Origin of the sequence: Vibrio sp. ER1A (genome assembly GCF_000733315.1) — a bacterium.
Classification (GTDB): Bacteria; Pseudomonadota; Gammaproteobacteria; order Enterobacterales; family Vibrionaceae; genus Vibrio; species Vibrio mediterranei.
In genome coordinates, this window is the sequence record NZ_JPJA01000085.1 from 137,421 (window position 1) to 158,156 (window position 20,736).

The window sequence follows — 20,736 nt, forward strand, 5'->3', positions numbered from 1 at the left end:
CTAAGCCGCCTCTTCCTCAATCGGCGGTAAACCTCGCTCCTTCTCTACTTCATCAACAACACGACGCAATAGAATTCGCGCCATTTGTGCCATTTTTCTATCTTCTAACGTTGCCAAACGCTCAACGCGCTTTCTTAATTGGTAATCTCGGGTTGAGATAATGTCTGCATACGGCTCTGTTGGTGTGCGCATAAGCTACCCTTTCTGTGTTAAACTCGTTTTTCAGGAATGATAACAAAGAAAATTCTGTTTTCTGTCATTTGTTATCAACTTGAACTCATATTAGATCGGTATTCGGGAATTAACAAGCCAATTCAGAAGGTTTTCAGGAATGAATTTTGAGGAACGTCTCACTTTAGTCTTAAATGACAGAAAAAAAACGCCTTGGGGAACAAGTTTAGGCTTTACCTCAACGAGTATTTCGAGCATGTTTAACGGCCATGTTCCTGGCCCTGAGTTTTTACAAGCGATCCGTAAGGCTGAAAACGTCAACCTAAATTGGCTTCTGACGGCTCAAGGCACACCTTTTGTCATAGAGAACTATCATGATTCGTTCGTACTCAATGACGCTGTTTGCGAGTTGATCAAAGATGAAGCATGGCAGGTAGCTATATGCTCGCACCAAGATACGGCTATCGTTATCATGCATTTACCCGCGCAATACAACTTCAAAGGTAAATGGATAGACTACGAAGAGCTTGAGATACTCGTTGGCCCTCTCAGCGAGCAGTTAATAGAAACGTGTACACGTTACCAAATCAAAATGGGAGGTGGTGTGTACATCCCCGAAATATCAGACGACCTCAAAAATGACATAATGTCCGGCCACTATGGTACATACTTGATCGGCAATTGCATTTCGCCAGTTGGGCAACAAACTGACCTCAGCGAGCTTAGGTTTTCATTGCCAGAACCAAAGCAATCGGCTGTCAGTCTCCCCCTAATGCGCGAGGTCGTAAGACTAATAGAAAAATGCGAAAAAGAACTTTATGAACGTTTAACACCAGACCAAAAGGCTCGAGTCATTACCGCAGTCTACCGTCAAGCTGAACGCCTAAAGCTAACCGCTGATGACCTCACACCTGACTCTGTACTAACTGCGTTCGATGTAGTTCGCGATTAACTTCTTTTCGTAACTTAATCACTAAAAGCTGTTTTAACGCCAGAGCCAACACTTGTTGCTCTGGCGTTTTTTTATCCTCACCTTTTTCGTTCGCCATATTGATACATCCTTGATTTCTAATGAATTAGTTTTAATCGGTTCAATATACCGAGTTTTTACTCATAAAAAACTGCTACCACTTGAATAGTGCGGATCTGTAGATGTTATAAGAAAATGTAGCTACCTATTCGATCACCACGAGGATATCTCGGTATTTACCGCACTAAATGAAGAAAGAACGCTTAAAACAGGCAAGGAAAGCAGCAGGATTATCAAGGGCAGAAGTCGCAGCTGTTATGCACAAATCCCCTCATACGGTACGAGCTTGGGAAACCACAGACCGTAAACCTCGGACGATGCGGGAAGTCGAAAGGCTATGTTCTGTATTGAATATCAATGTTGGTTGGTATTTGACGGGGCAAGCGCCAATGCGCCGAATAGCGCCAAAGGAGAGGGAATTAGAATTGTTAGCCCTATTTTCAGAGCTAACAGACGAGCAGCAACTAGCAGTTCTAAAAATCTTAAAGGTTATGGCTTAGCCAGCTGGTTTTTGGAGCTCTGTATTGATTCAAGTTGTTGCTGTAGCCTTTCTATTTTTCGAGCTTGCTCAGTTTCTAGACTTGTTATTCTCTCCTCTTGTTGAACAACAATTTTTCTTAGTTCAACATTTTCGGCATTAATCTTTTCGAACGAAGTACGAAGGTTATTATTTTCTGAGACCGAACTTGCAAGCTTGTCAAAACTGCTAGACATTTGCTGAAAGCCGGTTTCCATAACTTTCAGTTCTTCATTCGTTTTACCTGGATTAAGAAAGGTCGTAGAGATTGAATACACCAAGCCGATGACAGTTAACCAAAAAACACGACTACTAAGCACAATGCCTTTCTTCGCTAAATCCGTCGACTCCGCACTTGCTTCTTTGCTCTCCGCTGCTGCAAGTCTTTGGTTGTCATCTAGACTTCGCATGTAATCTACTGACTCGGACATTCGATCGACTAGAGCTCCAAGGTGTTGTTCTTGCCTTTCATTTAACTCTTCTTGTTTTTGTCGGCTTTTGACCTTAGCACGCTCTCTCTCCGCCAAAAGATCACTCAATTCATTTGTAGACGCTAGTTGATCTGGAGGATTTAACACACTATCAGGCAACCTGTGTAAAGAGCTTATATTAGGCATTTCAATACTTGGTTGAATAGATGCCACAGCCGCTGATATAGGAGAAGTGAACTTATCTACCAAGCTCGCAGCAGAAGTGGCCATTTTCATTTGCTCTATTGAATGACTCAATGTACTGCCTAGCCTATTGGATACCTCAAATTGAGTAGCGAGTTGATCTGAAAGCCTATTCGTTATCCCTAGGTCAGCGATCATTTTCTTTGTGCGGCTCTGCTTTTCTTCCTCTTCAATCACAAGAAGCCTGTACAAATAATCGGTTGCCGACTCTTCAGGCTCTTTTGGGTGAACTACATCCCCATATGAAAACGATATTGAAACTTTGTCTTCTCTCTTCTCCTGATTGGTCAATTTCTCCCGATACAAGTAATCATGATGTTCGAGAAATAAATTGGAGTAATCGTTTAATGTGTCAATACTAAGACTCTGTACATCTTCATTGGATAATTGATAATCATCGGGCTCCTTACCATCTACAACTTTGTCCCGTGAAAATGCAGTTATTCGCATCAAAAGACGTACGTAGCCTTCACTATCAAACTCCTGTATGGATTTGCTGCCTTGAAGCTCGAGCAACTTACGTATACCTTTCACCCGTAGAGAGAAAATTGCCAGTACACCTATTTCTGACTCCACCTCACCAAGGTATGAGTCTATTTTTGTAAGTGCCTTAGATAAGTTGTCGATATTCAAACTACACTCCCTCATCGTTTCAAGTCATTACAGTTTAATTCTGGTATGGAAGTAGTCAATTACTAAGCCTCGGAATCTCATCTATATTTCTTTTCGGCGCAACAAACGTCCCACTCATCACATGGCCACTCTCATCCAGTGTCTCAGACAAGCTTTCACACATCCATTCCCCGTTAAACTGCGCTCTATGGTGACCACTCAGGCTAATGTTGCGCTCGGCCATTAAGCTGGGAATAAACGGAAACTCATCAAGTTCTAGAGTATATTCGGCTCGTTTTAGGTCGTGCAATGCAGATTCAGCGGCGGCTTTCGCCGCGGCTTCATTTGGGTAACTGGTATTGAGCTGCTTGGCTCGCCCTTGCGACTCGCCCACTCGGACTGTTTTGGTTTCTGCTGCATCCGCATCGTGCCAACGGGCTGTCACAGCTTTAAACTTTCCAGCTCCGCTTAGAGTGATAGTGGCATCTACCTCATCGGTTAAATGCACCGGTACAGATGATAGCGAACTGCCCGATACAGTTTGGTTGTCACCACGAGGGAAGAATATCAGCGTCTTTTGCTTAACCTTCATGGTGGCGTTATTCTCTTCCGCCAGTTCGGTGAGAAGATCAGCATCGCTTTGGCCTGTTTGATTACGGTGAGCAATGGTGACCGAGGCGTATTGTTCAGCCACCGCTGGGATATAACCACAACGCTCGGCAACAGCTTCGACTAATTGCTTTAAGTTGGTTTGCTCCCATGTATAGTCACGTTGGTTTTTGAACTCGCCAGACAAGTTAGCAGCATCCCCCGACAACTCTATGGTTCGCTCTGCCGAAGTGAGCTTTACCGAATTGACGGTAAACACTCCACGTAAGCTCAATGCCTGCTGAGATTTACCTGTATACACTTCAATCGTCGCTTCAGTTTGTGGATAAGCAATTTTGCCATCGTCAAATAACCGCAGAGTAAAACTATCACTATCACGACCTGCTTCATCGTTGATGTTTATGCTGAGGAATAATGGCCGGATGACATTGGTGATGTCTTTACCATCGGCAACAATTTTATAAACGGCTAATCCCATAGACTTATCTCTTCAGTCATTGTAGGTTGCTCTAGCTCGGGAAGTGTTATTTCAATACCCGCCGCCAAGGGGTGAGGCAGCGCTGATAGCCCTCTGTTGGCCGCAAGCACCGCCTCATAAGCACCGGTTCGACCGTTGTAATATCGGTGAGTAATGTCATCTATGTGATCACCCTCTTTGGTTATGTAGACCATCATGGCGCTGACTCCTCGTTCGCGTGTTCTTTAAGCTCAATTGTGAAGTCCATTTTCAGAGCGATGCCCTGTCGCCAAAGTTTAGACCTATCAACTTGCAACTCTCTAATGGTCCAGTTACCCCAATCACGGCCTAAGCCGTCCACCATACGCAGTGGCTCACCTTTGTCACCTTCAGCCTTCATGGCATCGGTTTGACCAAGCCCGCCGCGATAATGAGGATAAATGGTACCCTGTAAGTTGATGGTTGAAAGGTCGGCGCCAATAAACTCCGATTTAGGCTTTTGCCCTGCTACGTTGTGGTCAGCCCAGCGCCAAGAGTGTGTTTCGCTGAGCGTTTGTAAAGCGGCGGTATCGATGGAGAAACGATACTCACCCAATGCCATCATTACGTCACTCATGATTTCTCCTAATGTGCGCGATCGTTAGTCTGCAAAGGCTAAGTTGGTGCCGCCGTTTTGCATCTTGCTCATTTGTTTGTGCAGCCTCATCACCATTTTTTCTAGCTTGGCGATCTGTTTATCATCCACATTGCCGGTTATTTGAAAGCTTGGAGAAAAAGAGACTTGGGTTGGGGCGGCGCGCTGCGGTTGCATCACTTGGTTAACCGTGTTGCTCACCTGTTGATGATTGAGTTTGTTGACATTGTTATTTGTGATTTTATCGCCAGCTTTGGGTCGCAATTGCTCACTCACCGAAACTTCTACTTTACCTGCCTCAATAGGTACTACTGAATTGTTGGTCACTTGATGATTAGTGATTGAATCACCCACCTTAGGCAGTGGTTCTCGAGTTTTTAACTCTACAATATTAGTATCTACCGGCTGAACAGTATTCGTCGTTGCGTTGGTGACCGTAGTTGTATTACTCACTGCACCTTCATACTGATTTCGGTGATGATCCACTTTGTTATTAGTGATTGAATCACCCACTTTAGGTCTCTTTTCATTACCAAACCAGCCGCCTGCCCAACGGCCAACTTTTTCAAGCCCAATGCCGCCTACGATGCCACCAATAACACCGCCAATTGCAGTACCAACGATAGGAACAACAGATCCCATCATAGCACCAGCGGCAGCACCTGCCGCCATGCCACCCATTTGCCCTACAGTACCACCAACCTCCTGAGCCTTCTCTTTTTTGCTGAGCTGGTCATCCATTAGTGTATTGCCAATATCAACGGCACCAATAACCGCACCTAGAACGGGTAAGCGCCTACCCATGCTTTTTAGCATGTTCATACCAGGCATGGTCTTTGGCAACCTAGCTAAAGAGGCTTTCGGTCCTGTAGATTTCGGCGTGATAGGTTTGGGTGAGCCTATTAGTGGTTTAGTGCGATTTAACCCTGGAATACCTTTACGGCCTTTTGTTTTGCTTTTGCCACCTGTGCCCGCCCCACCAAAGCCGCCCATAGGCATGTTAGTGACATAAACGTTTTGCACGTCACCCGATAACCCTGGCAGTGAGCCTGCTCCACCCTTTTTACCTCCTTTAAAGAAACCAGCAACGCTAGAGCCAATCTTCCACGCTTTACGTGCTGCCCAAGCTGCTCCCAATCCGACAGCTAAGCCTGTGGCAGCTTTTAAGGTGGTGTTAAGTGTTTCAGGTTCAAGGCTGTTAATGGCATCCGCCATTTCAGAGATAGGCTCGGCTAGGTTTTCATCGGCAAAACTGAGCCATGCGGTTTTAAGGCTCATCATAGCTGCATTAGCAGTTCGGGCTGCTCGAGCAGAGTCTTGGATTACAGCAGTTCCGTTTCCTTCTATAGCGAGGAAAGAATCAAAGGCGGTTTTACCATCTGCACTTGATAGCACTTTCATAAAGCGCATTGCTTCATCACCAAACAGCTGACTGTATTCCGTGATGTCAGAGTTGGTTGCCTCCATGATTTCTTTTACCAAAGAAGGCAAGTCTCGGAACTTCCTTTCTCCTCTAGCCAGTGCCTCTTCGTCAAAGACTTGAATGCCTAAAGCTTCAATGTCTTCATAGTTTGCTGTAATGTCTGCTAATACTGACTCCATCGCGCTTGCAGCTTCGGCAGCAGAGCCCGACCCCATGCGAGAGATCTGCAGCATAGCGCCCATTTCTTGGACAGCTTTTGGACCAGTTCTTCCCATCGCAGCATAAGCAGCAGATACAGAGGCACCTTCAGCAGCTAAGTTTTGCAAGGTGAATGCTCCAGCTTTACCCTGTACCACAAGCGTATCAATGGCAGAAAGAACATCAGCGCTGTTTTTCAACCCAAACTTTTGAGACATGTCGGCAAACATCTCACCAACATCCACACCTGCAGCGCCAGTAGCTTGCATAACTCGACCAATATTAGCCATGTTTTCACGGGCAAAATCGAGGTCACCGGTTTTCTCAACAATTTTCTCTACCGCAAATAGCAACTCGTCTTGATTGACTCGAATATCAGATTGTTGAGATGTAGCAAACATTTCTTCACGTAAGGAAGTCATTTCATCTCGTGACTTGCCTACTTGAATGCCTAGTCGCTCATAACGTTCTTCTAGCCCCATGACTACCGCAGCAGAACCTGCCCCTACAGCACCAGAGGCTAACGCTGTCCATTGGTTACCAACTGCATCTAGGCCATCATCAAGCTTACCTACGCTCTTTCTTAGCGCATCAGTTTTACGAATAGAGCGACCTACATCACGCGTGTACTTTTTGACCCCAATCTGAGCTTTACGAAAGGTACGACCAAGCCCTGTGACTTTACGTCCTGTCCGCAGGCTCTTTTGACCTAACTTTGTGGTTTCGCTACCCAGCTTATTGGCGTCTTTGCCTAGCTTTCGGTTTTGCTGCTCAACTTGAGAAAAAGCCCGAGTGACGCTTTTGTCTACTCGGGCTTCTACACCAATGCCAAGCGTACTTTTTCTATCTGACATGGCTAATCATCTTCCTGATTCTTCTGCATTTGTACCAGTTCCGAGCACTCTTCTAACCAGTCGTTGAGCTCGGCGATGGTGAGGGCTCTAAGCTCGTCGAGAGAGATTCCTCCGCAAAACTTGGAAACAGTAAGGCACATTTGGCGGCATACTGTGGGAGTGGCTCCAAAAAACAGTCATACGCCTTTTGCAGTTGGCTAAAGTCGTACATCTGCAAACTGCCAACCACTTCACGTGTAGTGCCCGTTAGGTTGGCAAACAATACTGCCTCGTGCTCTGCATCATCTGACACTACTTGACCGCCTATCATCGTTGATGACTGACGCTGAGCAATCAGCACATCGTTAGTCGTGGGTGGGCGCATCGTGAGTTTGGTCAGTGTTTCACCATCAAACGTAACGGCTTGCTGCAGTGCGATGGTAATGGGTTGATATTGATTCATGCCTACAATCCTAATGCCGAATTGATGTCTGAACGGCGATCAACACCGCCTATGTTTTCTTTACCTGTCAGTAAGTCGATATCAGCCAACACTTCACCGTTGTAGGTGAGCTTTAGCTTGCTCCAGGTGATCTTACAGGTAGTTTCGGTGAGTTTTTTACGCTCCATATCACCAAAATCGAGGTCGTATACACGACCGTATACTTGGCATTTGAAACGGTCGGCAGCAGCTTGGTTTCCTTTGAAAGCAGCACGGAAGGTAAACGGGGCTTCTTTGCCATTCATTAGGCCAAACATCTTTATGGTGCTTGGGTTTGGTTCGGCGATAGTCACTTCGAGATCTTCGGTTTCTAATGTCGCCATGTCGATCTTCACTGGGCCTGCCATACCGCCAGCAATGTACTCTTCGACAACACGCTTAAGCGGGGGCAACTTCACTTTAGGTACTAGACCAATCATCCCGATTCCATCTTGGTACCAGGCATAATCGACTAGAACATTGGGTACTCTGCGTTCCATGTTGAATCCTTATTCGTTTTGACACGCGGTGATTTAGCTAGCAAAACTAGCTAAAAATCACATCCGCATAATCGTTGGTGAAGTGGCTCGTTACTTGAATGGCCTGTGCGATGCCTGGCGGTGTGAAGTCGTAATCGAGGTAGAAATTGCCCGCAATAATGGAGTCTGGCGGATTCAAGTCTTCATCAGCCCATGCGGTAGCACCGTAGAGATGACCAGCACGGATCTCACCATCCAAAAAGTTTTGAGTGCTTTCTGTTACGTCTTCAACGAAGGTTGCCAATATCTTGCGGTCTCGCGCCCACTTAAGGCCGAGGGTAATGGCATCAAGCACCATGTCATTGACACGAACATGGGAATTGAATTGCCATTTGGGGTCATCACTGCAACTTAGGTTGCCCCAGCTGCGGTAACCATCGTCGAGTATCACAGTAGTGATTTGATTTTCGTTCAATAGGTGCGCCATGCAGTTAGTATCGCCATCGACATAATCGACAGGAACAGTGGTGCCTAGGGTGCCGTTAACTTTTCTGTTAGACAGCGAAGCACTGTAACCAGCATTGGCATCTTGATCTTTTTGAACTTCAAGACCGAGCATGTAAGCTGACATCGGAACTGCTTTACCCGTTGCGTTTTTCATCTGCGGCCAATAAAGCTCTAGGCGTTTGTCTCCCCATAATTGGCGATAAGCGACCGCATCTTCGTACTTGCCATCTAGTGGACAATCCGCAAACACTTTGCAACGTAAACGTGTTGCGATAGGAAGAAGCTTAGTCAGCACAGCTTGAATGTGAGTGAAGCCAGGAGCGGCGAGCAAACGTGGCCGTTTACCAGTGATCGCTTGAACATTAAGAATCGCTTCTAAGCCAAGCTTGTTACCAGTTGCTGCATCAACACCACCGATGATGTTGGTTTGGGTTTCAGCTTCATTCGCGCCTTCTTCAACACGTATCACGCAGATAGCACAGCGCTTTTGGTCAAACACTGCGGTGAGTGCATCAAACAGCGTGCCGTTACCGTCACCTGTCATGTCTAGTTTTGCAATTTTATGAGGGTTACCCGCTATCAGAACAGGCGTGTTAGCAGGGAAAACCGTGGTGTCAGCGTCAGGGGCAGTGCCCACGACAACTGCGAATGAGGTATCGGCCATGAGCATTGGACGTACACCGCTATTGTCGGTGCTTCCAAAGATGCCGTGTTTAAATCCAGCCATAAGGTTAAATCCTCTTGGATTGGGGTTTACCTTCAGCGGCTTTGGGTTCGTTATTTCGTTAAATTTTTACTTTATCGCTGGCGATATTTCACCAAAGCATCTTGATCAACTACATCATCTCGCGCTGTTTGCCGCTGACTTAACAGCTCTTGATAAGCTTCATCAGTCAATGCAGTTTCAACTCCCATAGCAACCTGATCACGATGGCGAGTTACTTGCCAATCCGTTGACTCAATAAACAATAAGTTTTCTCGATCTTGCTCCGCCTGAGTTTGAATGAAATCACATTCATCAACGGAATAACCTAATAAAGCTACTTCACGCTCTGCATTAGAAGCATTAAAAACACCGATTACAATGCCATCATCTTTTTTAACAACTTTCATTCTTAGCCCTCAGGAGTAAAGATAGGTGAACCGCCAGTCTCACCAGCGGCGACAAGCATCGATTTGCCAGCCATTGGAATATATAGAAACGGCAATGCAATATAAACTTCACAATTCTGATCATGCGGCAAACCAAAGTTCAGTACATTGCCAGACACTGCGCTAGCCTGTGCAATAGATATAACCTTATCGACCAGAAACCAACCATCATCACCAGTGTCTGCTTCTGATTTTTCGATAACGTTACCAAGTCTATTACTGGAACCAGACCACAGGCCATTGTCATTGCCCATACCCACTTTGCCATTAACGATTTTGATCCAAAAACGCATCCCCAGCTTCTGAAACACACCAAAGGTTTCCACTGGAATTCGGAAAAATTTTGACCCTGCGGATGCTGTTGAGGTGATTTTTAAAATTTTGCCATCGCTAATGCCGCCCCAACCACCTGATAAGCCGCCACGATACATACGTGGGCCTAGATTATAACGACCATACCAATAAGGATTTGATTCATTAGCAGAGTCTGGCGTGGGCGCTACATTGCTAGGCGCAGTTCCTGTATAGCACCCCTCAAAACCTTTAGTGTAAGGGTGTACAGCTTCAAGCGTACATCCGACAAACTCAAAGCCTGTAGGATGTCCTTCAGCCTCAACCGAACGCATCATGGCATTTGTGAAAAGGTTCAATGGAAGCGGAATATATTCTTGAATATCATCTTTAAACTGATTGTATTCATTCTCAGCTCGATCAACTCTTTGGTCAATCTCACTGATTTTTCCAGTCACCGCACCGGTGAGGTTATTCGACGCATCAACTAGCGCCGTAACTTGTTGCTCCAAGCTCATGCGTTAAGCTCCTATATTATTAATGCTCGTTGCTCCATCATCAAATGCCTGAGCAAGCTGAGTAAATGCGTCACCTATCGTTTGTTCAAGCGACTCTACGCTAGACGCAGTTGCGTAGTGGCTCGGTAAGTTGTTTCCGAATTTTAAGGCATTGTTCGCCGTTGCATCGGCACTCAAAAACGCGCTATCCGCCTCAGCTTTTGTATATACGCCCGTTTGATTGGCTTTCTTCGCCAGCTCTGCTGTCATCGTTGCTGCAAAGTTAGGGTCATCCCCTAGCGCAACTGCAATTTCAGCAAATGTATCGAGCAAGTCAGGAGCTGCACCAATAATGCTCTCTAATCGCGCTTCCATTTCAGCTTTTGTGTATACGGATGTTTTATCTGCTTTTTCTGCAAGCTTCGGGATAGTGACGTTTAACGTTATATCCTTTGAACCATCAAAGCCTTTTGAACCAAGTGCATCACCATCTAAAGTGATACTTCGAACAATCTTTAGCTTGGAAGCAGAAGCAGCGTTCGCCCCAAGCGTTTTGGTTGCATCATCCAAGTACGCACGGGTATACACATCAGTAAGCTGTGCCATGCTACGGATCTTGCCGTCAATAACGTCCATAACGTTATTGACAGAGGCAACCATATTTTGAATTTTTTCAATAAATGACGGTTCGCTACTCATCATTTGCCCCCTACAGCCGAAATGGCCCCAGCATAAAAGTTAAAACGGTTAGTCATTTGGCTGAGTGAGTCAGCCAAAGCAGCACTGTTTGTATCACTTTGTGTTTTGGCCTCTTGAGCTTGCTCAACCGCTTGTGCTGTTTGATGCTCCATTTGCTCTACGCGGTTTAGCACTTCTTCCGCTACTGTTCCTACTGGGCCTTGAGCGCCAATACTGACAACGCTTAGTGTGGGACGGCTCAGGTGAAGCACACTCACTTTACTACCTTGCGTCACGGTTACCACTTGCTTGGTGTCGTAGCTCAGCGTTAATTTGGGGTTAATCATCTATCGCCCCTCGCTTGATATCTAATCCTGCATGAACCAACGAGTACACATCACCAGAAGGGAAACTAACACGCACTTCATAGTCGACAGTCCCATTGGAAGCTTCACCAAAATGACGAGACTTATGAGCAGCTAATGCAACGGTTAGCGTGCTGCTACCGACGTCGATGTCGATACCATCATTAGTATCCGCCGTTGCCATTATTTCACCCGTTTTAACATCACGAACGGCAAACTTTGCGGTACAACCATCCATCTGAACAGGCTCTAACTTTCCCAGTTCACTTTCCGCTTCCCACTTAAGTTGGAAACGAAGTGTTGTGCCGGCAATTAGCTCTAAGTCACCCAGTGCCATTACTTCGCCTTTTCAAGTTCCATTACGCGGAATAACATTTCTACATGTCTAGCCATATTGGCAACGATAGATGCTGCGTTAGTAATATACTGCTCACCCCAAGCGGCTAAACTAAGATTTGCACCAGTTCCAACGACCGTGACGGATTGGGCTGGCAAAGCTGCCAGCACTAAGTCAAAGGCGAGGAGAAGAGGTACTTTGGTTGAATGATATGCAAGCGGGTCGGTATCAGACCAAATCGCCAAGGCGGTACCATCTTCCAAAATAAACGCAATTTCTTTTACCCAGAATCCATCCCCACCGCTCGCCAAAGCAGTAACATGAATTTGATGATCATCAATTCTCTGTCCATCAGCGATGGAAATACGCATTCTTTCATTGACTAGCCCAAGCTCTGATTTGCTTGGGTTTCGACCATGATCACCTAGCGCAATGTGGGTAATCTTCCCTGCAACACCATCATTAGTTGCATTGAATACGGCAGCTAAACCACTAGTTGTGATAACTGGTACCAGCGATACAACATCACTCATGCGGCCTCCATAGTTAGTTTAAGTACGGCATAGCCGCTAAATGATCCTGCAACCGCTACAGGAGTGATATTGGGTTGTGCATCCATGATTGCTTGTGTGGTTTGGCGTGTAATCGAAATGCCTGTTGCTCTGGTCGCTACTTCTACCGCAGCTTTGCTTTCAAGAGGTTGCTGAATTGCATCGGTATCACAACGTGCCATCGCGGTTGGATTCGTAATCGCACCTGCCATTTGTAACGTATTGGGGCCAAACTTAGCACCAACAGTAAAATCAAAGTGGCTGCGGGTGTTTTTGGCATTGTTGATGGCCGACTCGATGCGGCTGTATAGGTTTTCATTGAGGAACTCAGTTTGATTTGGTGACAAGTTTTTATTTGCCCAGGCAGTCACTTTAAAGCGCCCTGGTTTCAGCTCTGGGGTGGTTTCAAACCATTCTTCAATTTCAGCATTCACACCCAAAGCATCGAGCGCATGCTCTACGCCATATCGAGTGCCTTTGTAAATATGAACAATCAACGCATTGGCACAAACGCCACGCTTAATGGATTCATCCCAACTGTCATCCCAATCATCAACGCTCAATTCCCATGCTAAATATGGGAGAAGATCAACACGACACTTCCACGGGTTCAAAAAGTCTTTAATGTCGCGCTCAATGAGCTGAATCTCTTCCCAGAACACTTGCTCTAGGGCTCGCTCCATGCTGGTTGCTGAGGGTGGCAGCTTGCTAACAAACTCCATTACGCCACCTTCTTCCTAACCACAATCTCTGTGCAGTACGGTGCTTGGGACTTAGTGCATTCAATTTTGTTGGTTGGCTCAATCATCACAACGTCACGCACTGGTTGGAAGCTCGTGACACTATCAGAAACGGTTTGCAAGTGTGCCGCACCATCAATAGCAGAAAGAGATACAAACCCCTCAAGAACGTGGGTTGATTTGGTTAAGCTTTTAAGTTTTTGAGTGACCAGCTCAATAGTTTGAGCTTCACCAGGGCCAGTTAGCATTTCGAGCTCTAACTCAATACGATAAGGGATGATTTCAGCAGGTAATACCGTATAACGATCGCTAAGCGGACGTTTTGCCGCTGCGCTAACATAGTCAGAAACAATATTGCATAGTTCGTCGGAAGCAGTGCCATCACCTTGGCGACTTAAGATGTATTGATTTACCACCACTTCCTCAGGACTATGAACTTTGCTGTCCAAAACATCTTCATGAGCATTAAGGGCGTGGAAAATATAAGCGCCATCTGGCCCTGCGGTACTAAACCCTTCGGGTGCCATTTGTACACGGCGGCGATATTCATCATCAGTTTCAGAGTCAAATTTCTCAACAGGCCGCGCTGCGCCCAAATGCTCCAAGTTGGCACCGTTCGAGAACGCCACCATATTGTTTAAGCTAATATCTTGAAACTCTTGGCGAGCTCGGGTGACTTCTTCCGTCATTGAGGCCATTGCATTGTAGAGAGGATCACCAATTTTAGGCACTTCAACACCTTGCAGCTCGGCATAACGATTAAGCATTCGTTGATGTACTAAGCTGGTATCAAGTTGTTGAACCACCTCTGGCGGTGGTAAGTCAGAAATGACAATTTGACTCATAACCCTAGACCCGAAATTTCCTCTACTTTGCCATCAAACAAGCGTGTGACTTCTAATGAAATCGATACCTCGTTGGCGCCTTGCTCTATCCATACTTGATTGAGTTTTATCTCGTCAATGAAACCGTTAGGAGGGTGAGCAAGCATCTTGGCTATGCCAGCATAGATGTCCATTTTTAGCGCTGCGTTGATTTTGCCATCAACACATCTGGGCAGGTCTGAGCCATAATCACGCCCTAGCGGTAAAGTGAGTAAGCGTGTCTTCATACACCGCTGCAGACGTTGTTTTAATTCTGCTGAGCCTTCAATCAAGATTCCTGTTTTCTCATCAACTCCAATAGCCATTACTGCTCCTGATTCGGTTTACCGACAATCGGATCACCGTGGTTATGGTCATGGTCGTTATAGATATCTCGGTCGTCAGCCATCGAACGAGTGCTATCTGCAATGTCACTGTCGGACTTGATGCTGCCAGTGGAGTGCTGATCGCCTGTATGCTCGATATCACCAATTAATTTGAGTTTTGGTGCTTTGAGGAAAATTTCAGTGTCAGCGTCTAGGTTAACCTTGCCGACCACTTTTCCCGATAACACATGATTCTTCATGTCGTATTTGAGCTGAGTACCGTCAGGGAACTGACGATAAAACACATTCAAATCGGTTTGCGGTTGATCGAACGCTGCTTGATTTAAGCTTGCGATGATAGTGCCACCTTGTGAATTGAATGGCCGAATAACGATCACTTGCTCACCAACCTGATGAGGGTGCCAATCTTTCACCTGGGCAGCATGGCCTACATCCGAACGCAACCAATCACTGATACGATTTTCACCAAACTTAACTTTGTAGCGAAGTGGGGAGGCTTGTACCTCGGTGATGGTACCAAACTGAATCATCTCGCTAAGTAATCGATGTAGCTGCGCTTGAGTAAATTCCACTAGAGATCCTTTGGTAATAACTCGTAGTCATCTTCATGACCAAAGCCGATGTCTGGACTTTGAGAAACTAAAATGTCATCAGGAAGCTCTGTTGGTCCTTCTGGTAACCAATCAATGTCTCCAGCCAAGTCAAACGGTCCTGCCGTGCACTCAGATATAAACCAACCATCTGGCGCCTCTTGCTGCTGAGACGTGGAAACAGAGAGCAAATTGATATTGCCCCATGAGCTTGAGCCACAAAACTCACGCCATTGCTGTAAGAAATCTAACTCTGCTTGTTCTATTTCCTGCCCAGTTGCATCTGCTCCGCAATAAATTCGCCCCACGACGAGAAGCTTTAGATAGGTGTTGTATGGGTCGCTTGGGTTTTCACCTGTGTAAATAACCGTGAGTACGCCATCTTCAAGATCACGATTACGATAGGCCGAACGAGCTTTCCAGTTTCGATCTGCATCGCGTTCGGGGTGCTTGTGTTTAAACCCTGAAACGATTGCATCAAGGATTTGGTTTACGTTTTTGCGTTCGCTGCTCATTAGTTCATCCTTAGGCCAGCTCTTTGCATCGCCATCTGTGCAGATTTGTGAAGAATATCCGCCACTTTATCTTCTACTCGGTCGGCGGCTCGGTCATAAAAGTCATTGGGCTGAGTACCATTGGCGGCGATGTGGCGAGCCATCATAAATGCAAGATCACGAGTTGAGTGTTTAGGGTTGTGTGGAGTGATTCGTTTTACTTTTATCCAATCCTCTATCGAACGAACGGGTGGAAGACCTTGCTTGGCTGTGCCGTTAACCACATGTTCGTTGTAATTCAGTTTTGAAGTGATGAGCCTTTCTAGTTGAGAGACGACTCGGCTTTTGATGCTATTCGTTAGTGCAGATTCAGCTTTGGGCGCTTCTTCCCTGGCTTCTCTCGAGACCAAAGAACCTGCAGTACTCACTCCGGCCTTCAAACAGCTTGTCATCTCTGACATAGCATCACGAAACGCTTCATCGAGCGCTGAATCCACCTCTATCGAAAACTCACGCATCTGCTATCTGCCTTTCAAATTGACGCATTAGTTGCTCATGCACCGCAGCAGGGGTGCCATTTTTGGCTTCGCCACCAATACTGTTACGCACCGACACCGTTTTATTGAGTTGATGCACCATAATGTGTTTGACTGCTTCGGCTACACAACGAAGTAGCAACAAAGGTTCCAACTCAACAGGTAAATGAATATCCCCATCTTTGATGGCGCGTGAAGCCCAGTAGGTATAGGTGACTTCACGACCGCAACTGAGCAAGGTACCTTCTGCAGGGAAATGAGAGAGCTGAATAAACATGCCTTCATCCCCTTCTATCGCGTAAAAGGTTGGCAACTTTTTCGGGTACCCTTCTTGCCAGGGTTTTAACTGTGAGCGTTGGCTTTGGCCATACATGACATTACTGATATGCATCAGCCCGTTTGGCGCTGGGTAGACGAGTTGACCCGAGACAAGTTTAAAGGTAGCCACCCGCTTTTGGGGCTTGTAGCGGCTGAGATCGGCAAGGGCCATGGAGATGATCTGTTCTTCATCTCGAGAAATAAGTTCAGCGCTGTCCATCAGCGCTGATTTCAGTTTGTTGGTAAGGTCATCGAGTCTCATAAGTGGCCTCGCATCGCGTAACCAGCAAAACCAATAACTAGGCTCAGTAACAACCAAATAAGGTCGCGGTTGTACTGGGTCTTTACGTTTGTTCCGCCTTGGTTTTGCTCTATGTGCAGTAGCCGCTCGTTAACTTGGTCTAAGCGCTTATCGATTCGGTAAACAAGCTTCTCCAAGCTGTTATGCTTGGTGTGCAGTTCAACCATCTCTTTCATCAGCTCAGTCTGGTTTTGAATGGCTACTCTCATTTCGTCTCTAAACACAACAAATTCTTGATGACTTACCCCACGTTCGATGGGTTCGCCCATACTAGCCCCCTGGTTTAAGCTGCTTACCTTTGGTCACACTGCCCTGACTGCTGCCCAACCAAAACGCGATACCTGTACCAAATGCTCCCAATACCGTGCCTGCAATCATGATCAGCACTTGTGCATAGTCCTGTGGCGGTTTACCAAAAAACAACGCCGCAAACATACCACTGACCATCAGCGACAAAATGAGCGTTAACGCCCAAGGCATCCAGTGGTCTTTGTGCTGCTTGCGGGCATCTTGCGTATCGGCAAGCTTCGCTTTCTCGTAGTCAAGCTGCAGCGACATCTCTTTGAGTGCGAGGTTCTTGAGTTCAACTTTATGATCCATCTCCATCTGCTTGACTTTAAGAATGGCGTCTGGATTGTTGCTAAGCTCATGCTCAATCGCTTCTGGGGTATTTTCGACACCCAAAGTGCTAGAGATTAAGGTACCAACAGCACCTCCAACTGGACCACCTACCAAGCCACCCACGAGTGGAGCGGCTGAAGCAAGCATTGATTTGACTTTATCCCACATGACTATTGCTCCTTACTCGCTTTGCGCTCAGATAGCTCGTTTTCAATCGCGGTGATTTTCATTTCGTTGTCACCAGCATCGAGCAGCGCAAGGTTGAGATCGCCATCGTCCATTCCTTTAAGCGAAGCAGCAAAAGCTTCAGGGTCAAAGCTGCGTTCAGCCGTGCGAACCGCTAGCTCATCCGCAAAGTGTTTAAGTAGTGTTTTGCGCTTCTCACCCAAACCTTCTAAATCAACAAGCAACGACAGCTCATCATCATTTAGCTCGGAAACATAAGGTGTGATTTCTGAGATATTCTTTTCAAGCAACTGCTTGAAGATCTCCAACTGAACTTTGCCCGATTCTTCTACATTCGGATTTTCAAAATGAATAAGCGGCAGGCGAGCCGCTTTGCCAGCTTCAACTTTAGTTGTGCCGAAAAAGCGTGGTTCTTCATTGAAGTTGATAAACAGCACGACTACATCGCGGTTTACCATTGAGGGTGCTGGCACAAAACGCGCATCCACCTCACGAGTTTCACCTGGCAAGATAGTACGCCCACCAACATTCAGCGCTTCAGCTTGTGTATTGGTAAATGGAACATAAGGCATGATTGTTACCTCTGGCTTGTTATATGTAACAGTTAAGAAAAAGGCCCCTGCGAACAGGGGCAAAGCAGCGGCTATCGACCAGATGCAGAATAGAAAATCACACTCGTGAAGCGGTTGCGGATTGGTTTAGGACAGTGGATGGCGTTGTACTCTTCGGCATACGCTTCTTTACCGCCTTTAAGCTGACCATTGGCATCTCGTGCTTCTTGCATTTCGCTTAATGTGTATGGCTTGACCACGGTGTACGTGAGAGCGCCACGTTGCCCCATGATGATGCGCTCATCACCTAAGTGCGTGGCTGGCGCATTAGTTGAGTAAGATGAAATAGCTTTGATCGCTTCCAAATCACCTTGTGAATTGGTATTTGAGCCATCACGACGCATAGAGGCAACAAATTGCTCTGCGTTAGTACAGGTGTCGTTAAGCGTGTTGGACATCAACAAGAAGTCTGGGGTGACAAAGCGATCATCTTTCATGATGGCTTTACGGCGACCAACAGCCTGAATCAGCTTGTTGTAGTGCTTCTCGGCGGTAGTGCCTGCCGGAATATCACTGTCTACTTTTTGAATGTTGGTTGCGTAGCTATAGCTAATTTTTGCATTCGCTGGCGTACCACTCACCAGTTCACCACCTTCATTGACCAAAGCAAACTGACCAAGGTTGTATGATGTGACAACGTAATACGTGCCTACTTCCTGTGTACCCGAACCATCGAATGGCTTGATTTCCGTACCGTCAATAACCAGAGTGATGGCGTTCTCAATAGTACCAACAGTATTCCCTTGCAGATCATATTGTTGATGCTGGGCCACAATTGGGAACTGTGCTGACTTGAATGTCGATGAGTTTTGCAACTGAGCATTAATATCTTCATCGGTCACGCTCATCGACATATACGAATCGGCCACACGCTGCATGGTGTTGAGCAAGCGGCGAGCAATCAGCTCTTTAATGATACGGCTCGCGGTCGCAACGTTACGACCCCATGCGTCCCAGTTGATGGTTGAAGACTTGGAAAAATGCATCAGCTCATTTGAGACTTCAAACGCTACTTTCATCGGCAGAACGTAAGCTAAGTCCATGCGCTGTGAGTTTTTCACTTTCGGGATTGTGCCGTTCTCGAACACAATGCCGTCACCCATGATCGCAGATACATCTCGGTTCTCGTATGGGATATTCGTTGTTGCCGCGGCACTAAAGTCCGTGAGTGTCTGCACCAGTTGCAAAATGTTTAGATCGGACAATGCCTCACGAATCACTTCACGCTGTACGGATACTGGTAGCTCGGTGTCAGAAATGACGTTACCAGTACCTTGACCAGACAGCGCCAAACGCTCGGCATGGATTTGACGGTGATGCAAACGGTCGAACTCTGCCAATACCTGTTGGCAGAACACAGGTAAGTTTTTCTCTTCCGTCAGTGATAGCTGACCAATCGCATACGTATTGGTATTACGTAAGTTGCTGTGGATGCGTTCTTGCAGCTGCAAGCTTTCACGCTGTTGGTCTGGGGTTTGTGGAACAACGCCTACTGGGCTACCAAAGCCCATTCCTGATAGCTGAACCGAAACCATTTTTTGGTTGCCGTGAGCAATTTGATTTTCGGCCAACTTAGTGACCTGCTCATCGGTCATTTCTACTGTGATAAGGTCTTGAGCCTCTTTAAGCTCTTTTTTCACGTCATCGCTTAAGCCTTCTGCAGCGTCAACGGCATCGGTGAAGATTTTGACTTTGGTATCGAGCTTTTGCTTTAGCTCAGCCTTGGCTTGTTCAGCTTTAGTAGCACGTTCGTTCAAGATACGAACCACATCATCTTCCGAAAGCGAACCGCCATTTAAGTTGATTGTAGGTAAATCTCTGGTACCCATTTCAGATAGCTGTTTAGCTACCCCTTCAATTTGTTCGCTTAGTGCTTTGGCTGTGGTTTCATCACTCACGCCATTGAGAGAGTCGGTAAGCAGCTTAACCATAGCAGTATGTTGCTCGGTGGTTAGCTTTAGCCCTTTAAGCTGTTTTTCGAACAGCTCGATCAGTTGTTTCCACATGATTTCACGTTCCTCAGAGAGTTTTTGAGCCAGAGACGAGGAAAGATAGGTAGGACAATCGTGAAGACTTCCTTCACTCAGTTCGATTTTGTCTAGGTTCTTGATACACGGCCGTGTCACTAAGCCAGCACCAAGTAACGTCGGCCCGAACTGTTGATACTGTCCGTTACCATCGGCCTCGTTGCTCTCGTAATTGGGATGAATTTCGGCGCTAAGGTATTTAAAGCCTTCCTTCTGCACCTTGTTTACGCCAAGTTCGTACCACTCCACCTCTGCACGTAAACGACCACGATCTGTAAATAGGCGCCTTACCACCGCCCCTGCACCATTTTCAGGAAGGTGCGCTATGTCAATATTGATCTCCTGTCCATAAACATTCGCGTTGAAGTTTTTGATCATGGAGTCGAACATGGCTTGGGTCAGTTCAAATTCACCGTAACGGGGGTCATTAAATTTGCCGGTTCGGGTAATGGTGACAACCGATCGTTTGCTGTTGGTGTCCACCTTCACAGCATCGGACAACACATGAACCACACCTTGTGGGGCTGAAGAAGAAAGTGCCAGCACAATGCTAGCGGCAAGATGAGTTTTAACCATGCTAAGTCCTTTGCTTTAAAAGAAAAAAGC

At 46.4% G+C, this 20,736-nt stretch carries 28 protein-coding genes; 2 read left to right on the forward strand and 26 right to left on the reverse strand.

Annotated features, from left to right (window positions below):
* On the reverse strand, positions 1 to 192 hold the full coding sequence (locus HW45_RS06695; protein WP_038225718.1) for a hypothetical protein: 192 nt from the start codon (positions 190 to 192) through the stop codon (positions 1 to 3).
* Positions 193 to 331: 139 nt separating this feature from the next.
* Here HW45_RS06695 and HW45_RS06700 point away from each other — a divergent pair, with 139 nt between their 5' ends.
* Both HW45_RS06700 and HW45_RS06705 read left to right on the forward strand, forming a co-directional pair.
* Complete coding sequence (locus tag HW45_RS06700; RefSeq protein WP_038225720.1) at positions 332 to 1,123, forward strand: hypothetical protein; 792 nt, start codon at positions 332 to 334, stop codon at positions 1,121 to 1,123.
* Positions 1,124 to 1,389: 266 nt separating this feature from the next.
* Complete coding sequence (locus HW45_RS06705; protein WP_038225723.1) at positions 1,390 to 1,701, forward strand: helix-turn-helix domain-containing protein; 312 nt, start codon at positions 1,390 to 1,392, stop codon at positions 1,699 to 1,701.
* Here the strand turns inward: HW45_RS06705 and HW45_RS06710 are convergent.
* The 25 genes from HW45_RS06710 to HW45_RS06830 all read right to left on the reverse strand — a co-directional run bounded on the left by HW45_RS06710 (position 1,691) and on the right by HW45_RS06830 (position 20,706).
* A complete protein-coding gene (locus HW45_RS06710) occupies positions 1,691 to 3,025 on the reverse strand; it encodes a hypothetical protein (protein ID WP_038225726.1) in 1,335 nt (444 codons plus the stop codon). The genes HW45_RS06705 and HW45_RS06710 overlap by 11 nt on opposite strands.
* 55 nt (positions 3,026 to 3,080) lie before the next feature.
* Positions 3,081 to 4,091, reverse strand: coding sequence for a phage late control D family protein (locus HW45_RS06715; RefSeq protein ID WP_038225727.1), 1,011 nt, complete (start codon positions 4,089 to 4,091; stop codon positions 3,081 to 3,083).
* The gene (locus HW45_RS06720) at positions 4,082 to 4,288 is read right to left on the reverse strand and encodes a tail protein X (protein WP_038225728.1); all 207 of its coding nucleotides are present in this window, start codon (positions 4,286 to 4,288) and stop codon (positions 4,082 to 4,084) included. Before HW45_RS06720 ends, HW45_RS06715 begins: the two co-directional genes overlap by 10 nt.
* A complete protein-coding gene (locus tag HW45_RS06725) occupies positions 4,285 to 4,686 on the reverse strand; it encodes a phage tail protein (RefSeq protein ID WP_038225730.1) in 402 nt (133 codons plus the stop codon). The genes HW45_RS06720 and HW45_RS06725 overlap by 4 nt, the downstream gene beginning before the upstream one ends.
* Before the next feature lie 24 nt (positions 4,687 to 4,710).
* Positions 4,711 to 7,179: a phage tail tape measure protein gene (locus HW45_RS06730; RefSeq protein WP_051867845.1), complete on the reverse strand. Its 2,469-nt coding sequence runs from the start codon at positions 7,177 to 7,179 to the stop codon at positions 4,711 to 4,713.
* 52 nt (positions 7,180 to 7,231) lie between these two features.
* A complete protein-coding gene (locus HW45_RS06735) occupies positions 7,232 to 7,621 on the reverse strand; it encodes a phage tail assembly protein (protein WP_038225732.1) in 390 nt (129 codons plus the stop codon).
* Positions 7,622 to 7,623: 2 nt separating this feature from the next.
* On the reverse strand, positions 7,624 to 8,139 hold the full coding sequence (locus HW45_RS06740) for a phage major tail tube protein (RefSeq protein ID WP_038225733.1): 516 nt from the start codon (positions 8,137 to 8,139) through the stop codon (positions 7,624 to 7,626).
* A gap of 46 nt (positions 8,140 to 8,185) precedes the next feature.
* A complete protein-coding gene (locus HW45_RS06745; RefSeq protein ID WP_038225735.1) occupies positions 8,186 to 9,352 on the reverse strand; it encodes a phage tail sheath C-terminal domain-containing protein in 1,167 nt (388 codons plus the stop codon).
* 71 nt (positions 9,353 to 9,423) lie between these two features.
* Positions 9,424 to 9,738 carry a hypothetical protein gene (locus HW45_RS06750; RefSeq protein WP_038225738.1) on the reverse strand — a complete coding sequence of 105 codons (315 nt, stop codon included), beginning with the start codon at positions 9,736 to 9,738 and terminating at the stop codon, positions 9,424 to 9,426.
* Positions 9,739 to 9,740: 2 nt separating this feature from the next.
* Positions 9,741 to 10,586: a hypothetical protein gene (locus HW45_RS06755; protein WP_038225740.1), complete on the reverse strand. Its 846-nt coding sequence runs from the start codon at positions 10,584 to 10,586 to the stop codon at positions 9,741 to 9,743.
* 3 nt (positions 10,587 to 10,589) lie between these two features.
* A complete protein-coding gene (locus tag HW45_RS06760) occupies positions 10,590 to 11,267 on the reverse strand; it encodes a hypothetical protein (protein WP_235225386.1) in 678 nt (225 codons plus the stop codon).
* Positions 11,264 to 11,590, reverse strand: a complete 327-nt coding sequence (locus tag HW45_RS06765; RefSeq protein WP_038225744.1) for a hypothetical protein — start codon at positions 11,588 to 11,590, stop codon at positions 11,264 to 11,266. Before HW45_RS06765 ends, HW45_RS06760 begins: the two co-directional genes overlap by 4 nt.
* Positions 11,583 to 11,945 (reverse strand): hypothetical protein, encoded by a 363-nt coding sequence (locus HW45_RS06770; protein WP_038225745.1) that lies wholly within the window; start codon positions 11,943 to 11,945, stop codon positions 11,583 to 11,585. The genes HW45_RS06765 and HW45_RS06770 overlap by 8 nt, the downstream gene beginning before the upstream one ends.
* Positions 11,945 to 12,478 (reverse strand): phage tail-collar fiber domain-containing protein, encoded by a 534-nt coding sequence (locus tag HW45_RS06775; RefSeq protein WP_038225747.1) that lies wholly within the window; start codon positions 12,476 to 12,478, stop codon positions 11,945 to 11,947. The genes HW45_RS06770 and HW45_RS06775 overlap by 1 nt, the downstream gene beginning before the upstream one ends.
* The gene (locus HW45_RS28325) at positions 12,475 to 13,218 is read right to left on the reverse strand and encodes a phage tail protein I (protein ID WP_051867847.1); all 744 of its coding nucleotides are present in this window, start codon (positions 13,216 to 13,218) and stop codon (positions 12,475 to 12,477) included. The genes HW45_RS06775 and HW45_RS28325 overlap by 4 nt, the downstream gene beginning before the upstream one ends.
* Complete coding sequence (locus tag HW45_RS06785; RefSeq protein ID WP_038225748.1) at positions 13,218 to 14,081, reverse strand: baseplate assembly protein; 864 nt, start codon at positions 14,079 to 14,081, stop codon at positions 13,218 to 13,220. The genes HW45_RS28325 and HW45_RS06785 overlap by 1 nt, the downstream gene beginning before the upstream one ends.
* Positions 14,078 to 14,425, reverse strand: a complete 348-nt coding sequence (locus HW45_RS06790; protein WP_038225750.1) for a dTDP-glucose pyrophosphorylase — start codon at positions 14,423 to 14,425, stop codon at positions 14,078 to 14,080. Before HW45_RS06790 ends, HW45_RS06785 begins: the two co-directional genes overlap by 4 nt.
* The gene (locus tag HW45_RS28330) at positions 14,425 to 15,018 is read right to left on the reverse strand and encodes a phage baseplate assembly protein V (RefSeq protein WP_051867852.1); all 594 of its coding nucleotides are present in this window, start codon (positions 15,016 to 15,018) and stop codon (positions 14,425 to 14,427) included. Before HW45_RS28330 ends, HW45_RS06790 begins: the two co-directional genes overlap by 1 nt.
* Entirely contained in the window at positions 15,018 to 15,551 is a 534-nt protein-coding gene (locus HW45_RS06800; RefSeq protein ID WP_038225753.1) for a hypothetical protein, read from the reverse strand. Before HW45_RS06800 ends, HW45_RS28330 begins: the two co-directional genes overlap by 1 nt.
* Positions 15,551 to 16,048, reverse strand: coding sequence for a hypothetical protein (locus tag HW45_RS06805; RefSeq protein WP_038225755.1), 498 nt, complete (start codon positions 16,046 to 16,048; stop codon positions 15,551 to 15,553). Before HW45_RS06805 ends, HW45_RS06800 begins: the two co-directional genes overlap by 1 nt.
* Complete coding sequence (locus HW45_RS06810; protein WP_038225757.1) at positions 16,041 to 16,646, reverse strand: phage adaptor protein; 606 nt, start codon at positions 16,644 to 16,646, stop codon at positions 16,041 to 16,043. Before HW45_RS06810 ends, HW45_RS06805 begins: the two co-directional genes overlap by 8 nt.
* Positions 16,643 to 16,954, reverse strand: a complete 312-nt coding sequence (locus tag HW45_RS06815) for a hypothetical protein (RefSeq protein ID WP_051867854.1) — start codon at positions 16,952 to 16,954, stop codon at positions 16,643 to 16,645. The genes HW45_RS06810 and HW45_RS06815 overlap by 4 nt, the downstream gene beginning before the upstream one ends.
* Before the next feature lies 1 nt (position 16,955).
* Positions 16,956 to 17,474: a hypothetical protein gene (locus HW45_RS06820; protein ID WP_038225760.1), complete on the reverse strand. Its 519-nt coding sequence runs from the start codon at positions 17,472 to 17,474 to the stop codon at positions 16,956 to 16,958.
* A gap of 2 nt (positions 17,475 to 17,476) precedes the next feature.
* Complete coding sequence (locus HW45_RS06825) at positions 17,477 to 18,064, reverse strand: hypothetical protein (RefSeq protein ID WP_038225762.1); 588 nt, start codon at positions 18,062 to 18,064, stop codon at positions 17,477 to 17,479.
* Between the two features lie 71 nt (positions 18,065 to 18,135).
* A complete protein-coding gene (locus HW45_RS06830) occupies positions 18,136 to 20,706 on the reverse strand; it encodes a hypothetical protein (protein WP_038225764.1) in 2,571 nt (856 codons plus the stop codon).
* Positions 20,707 to 20,736: the final 30 nt, after the last annotated feature.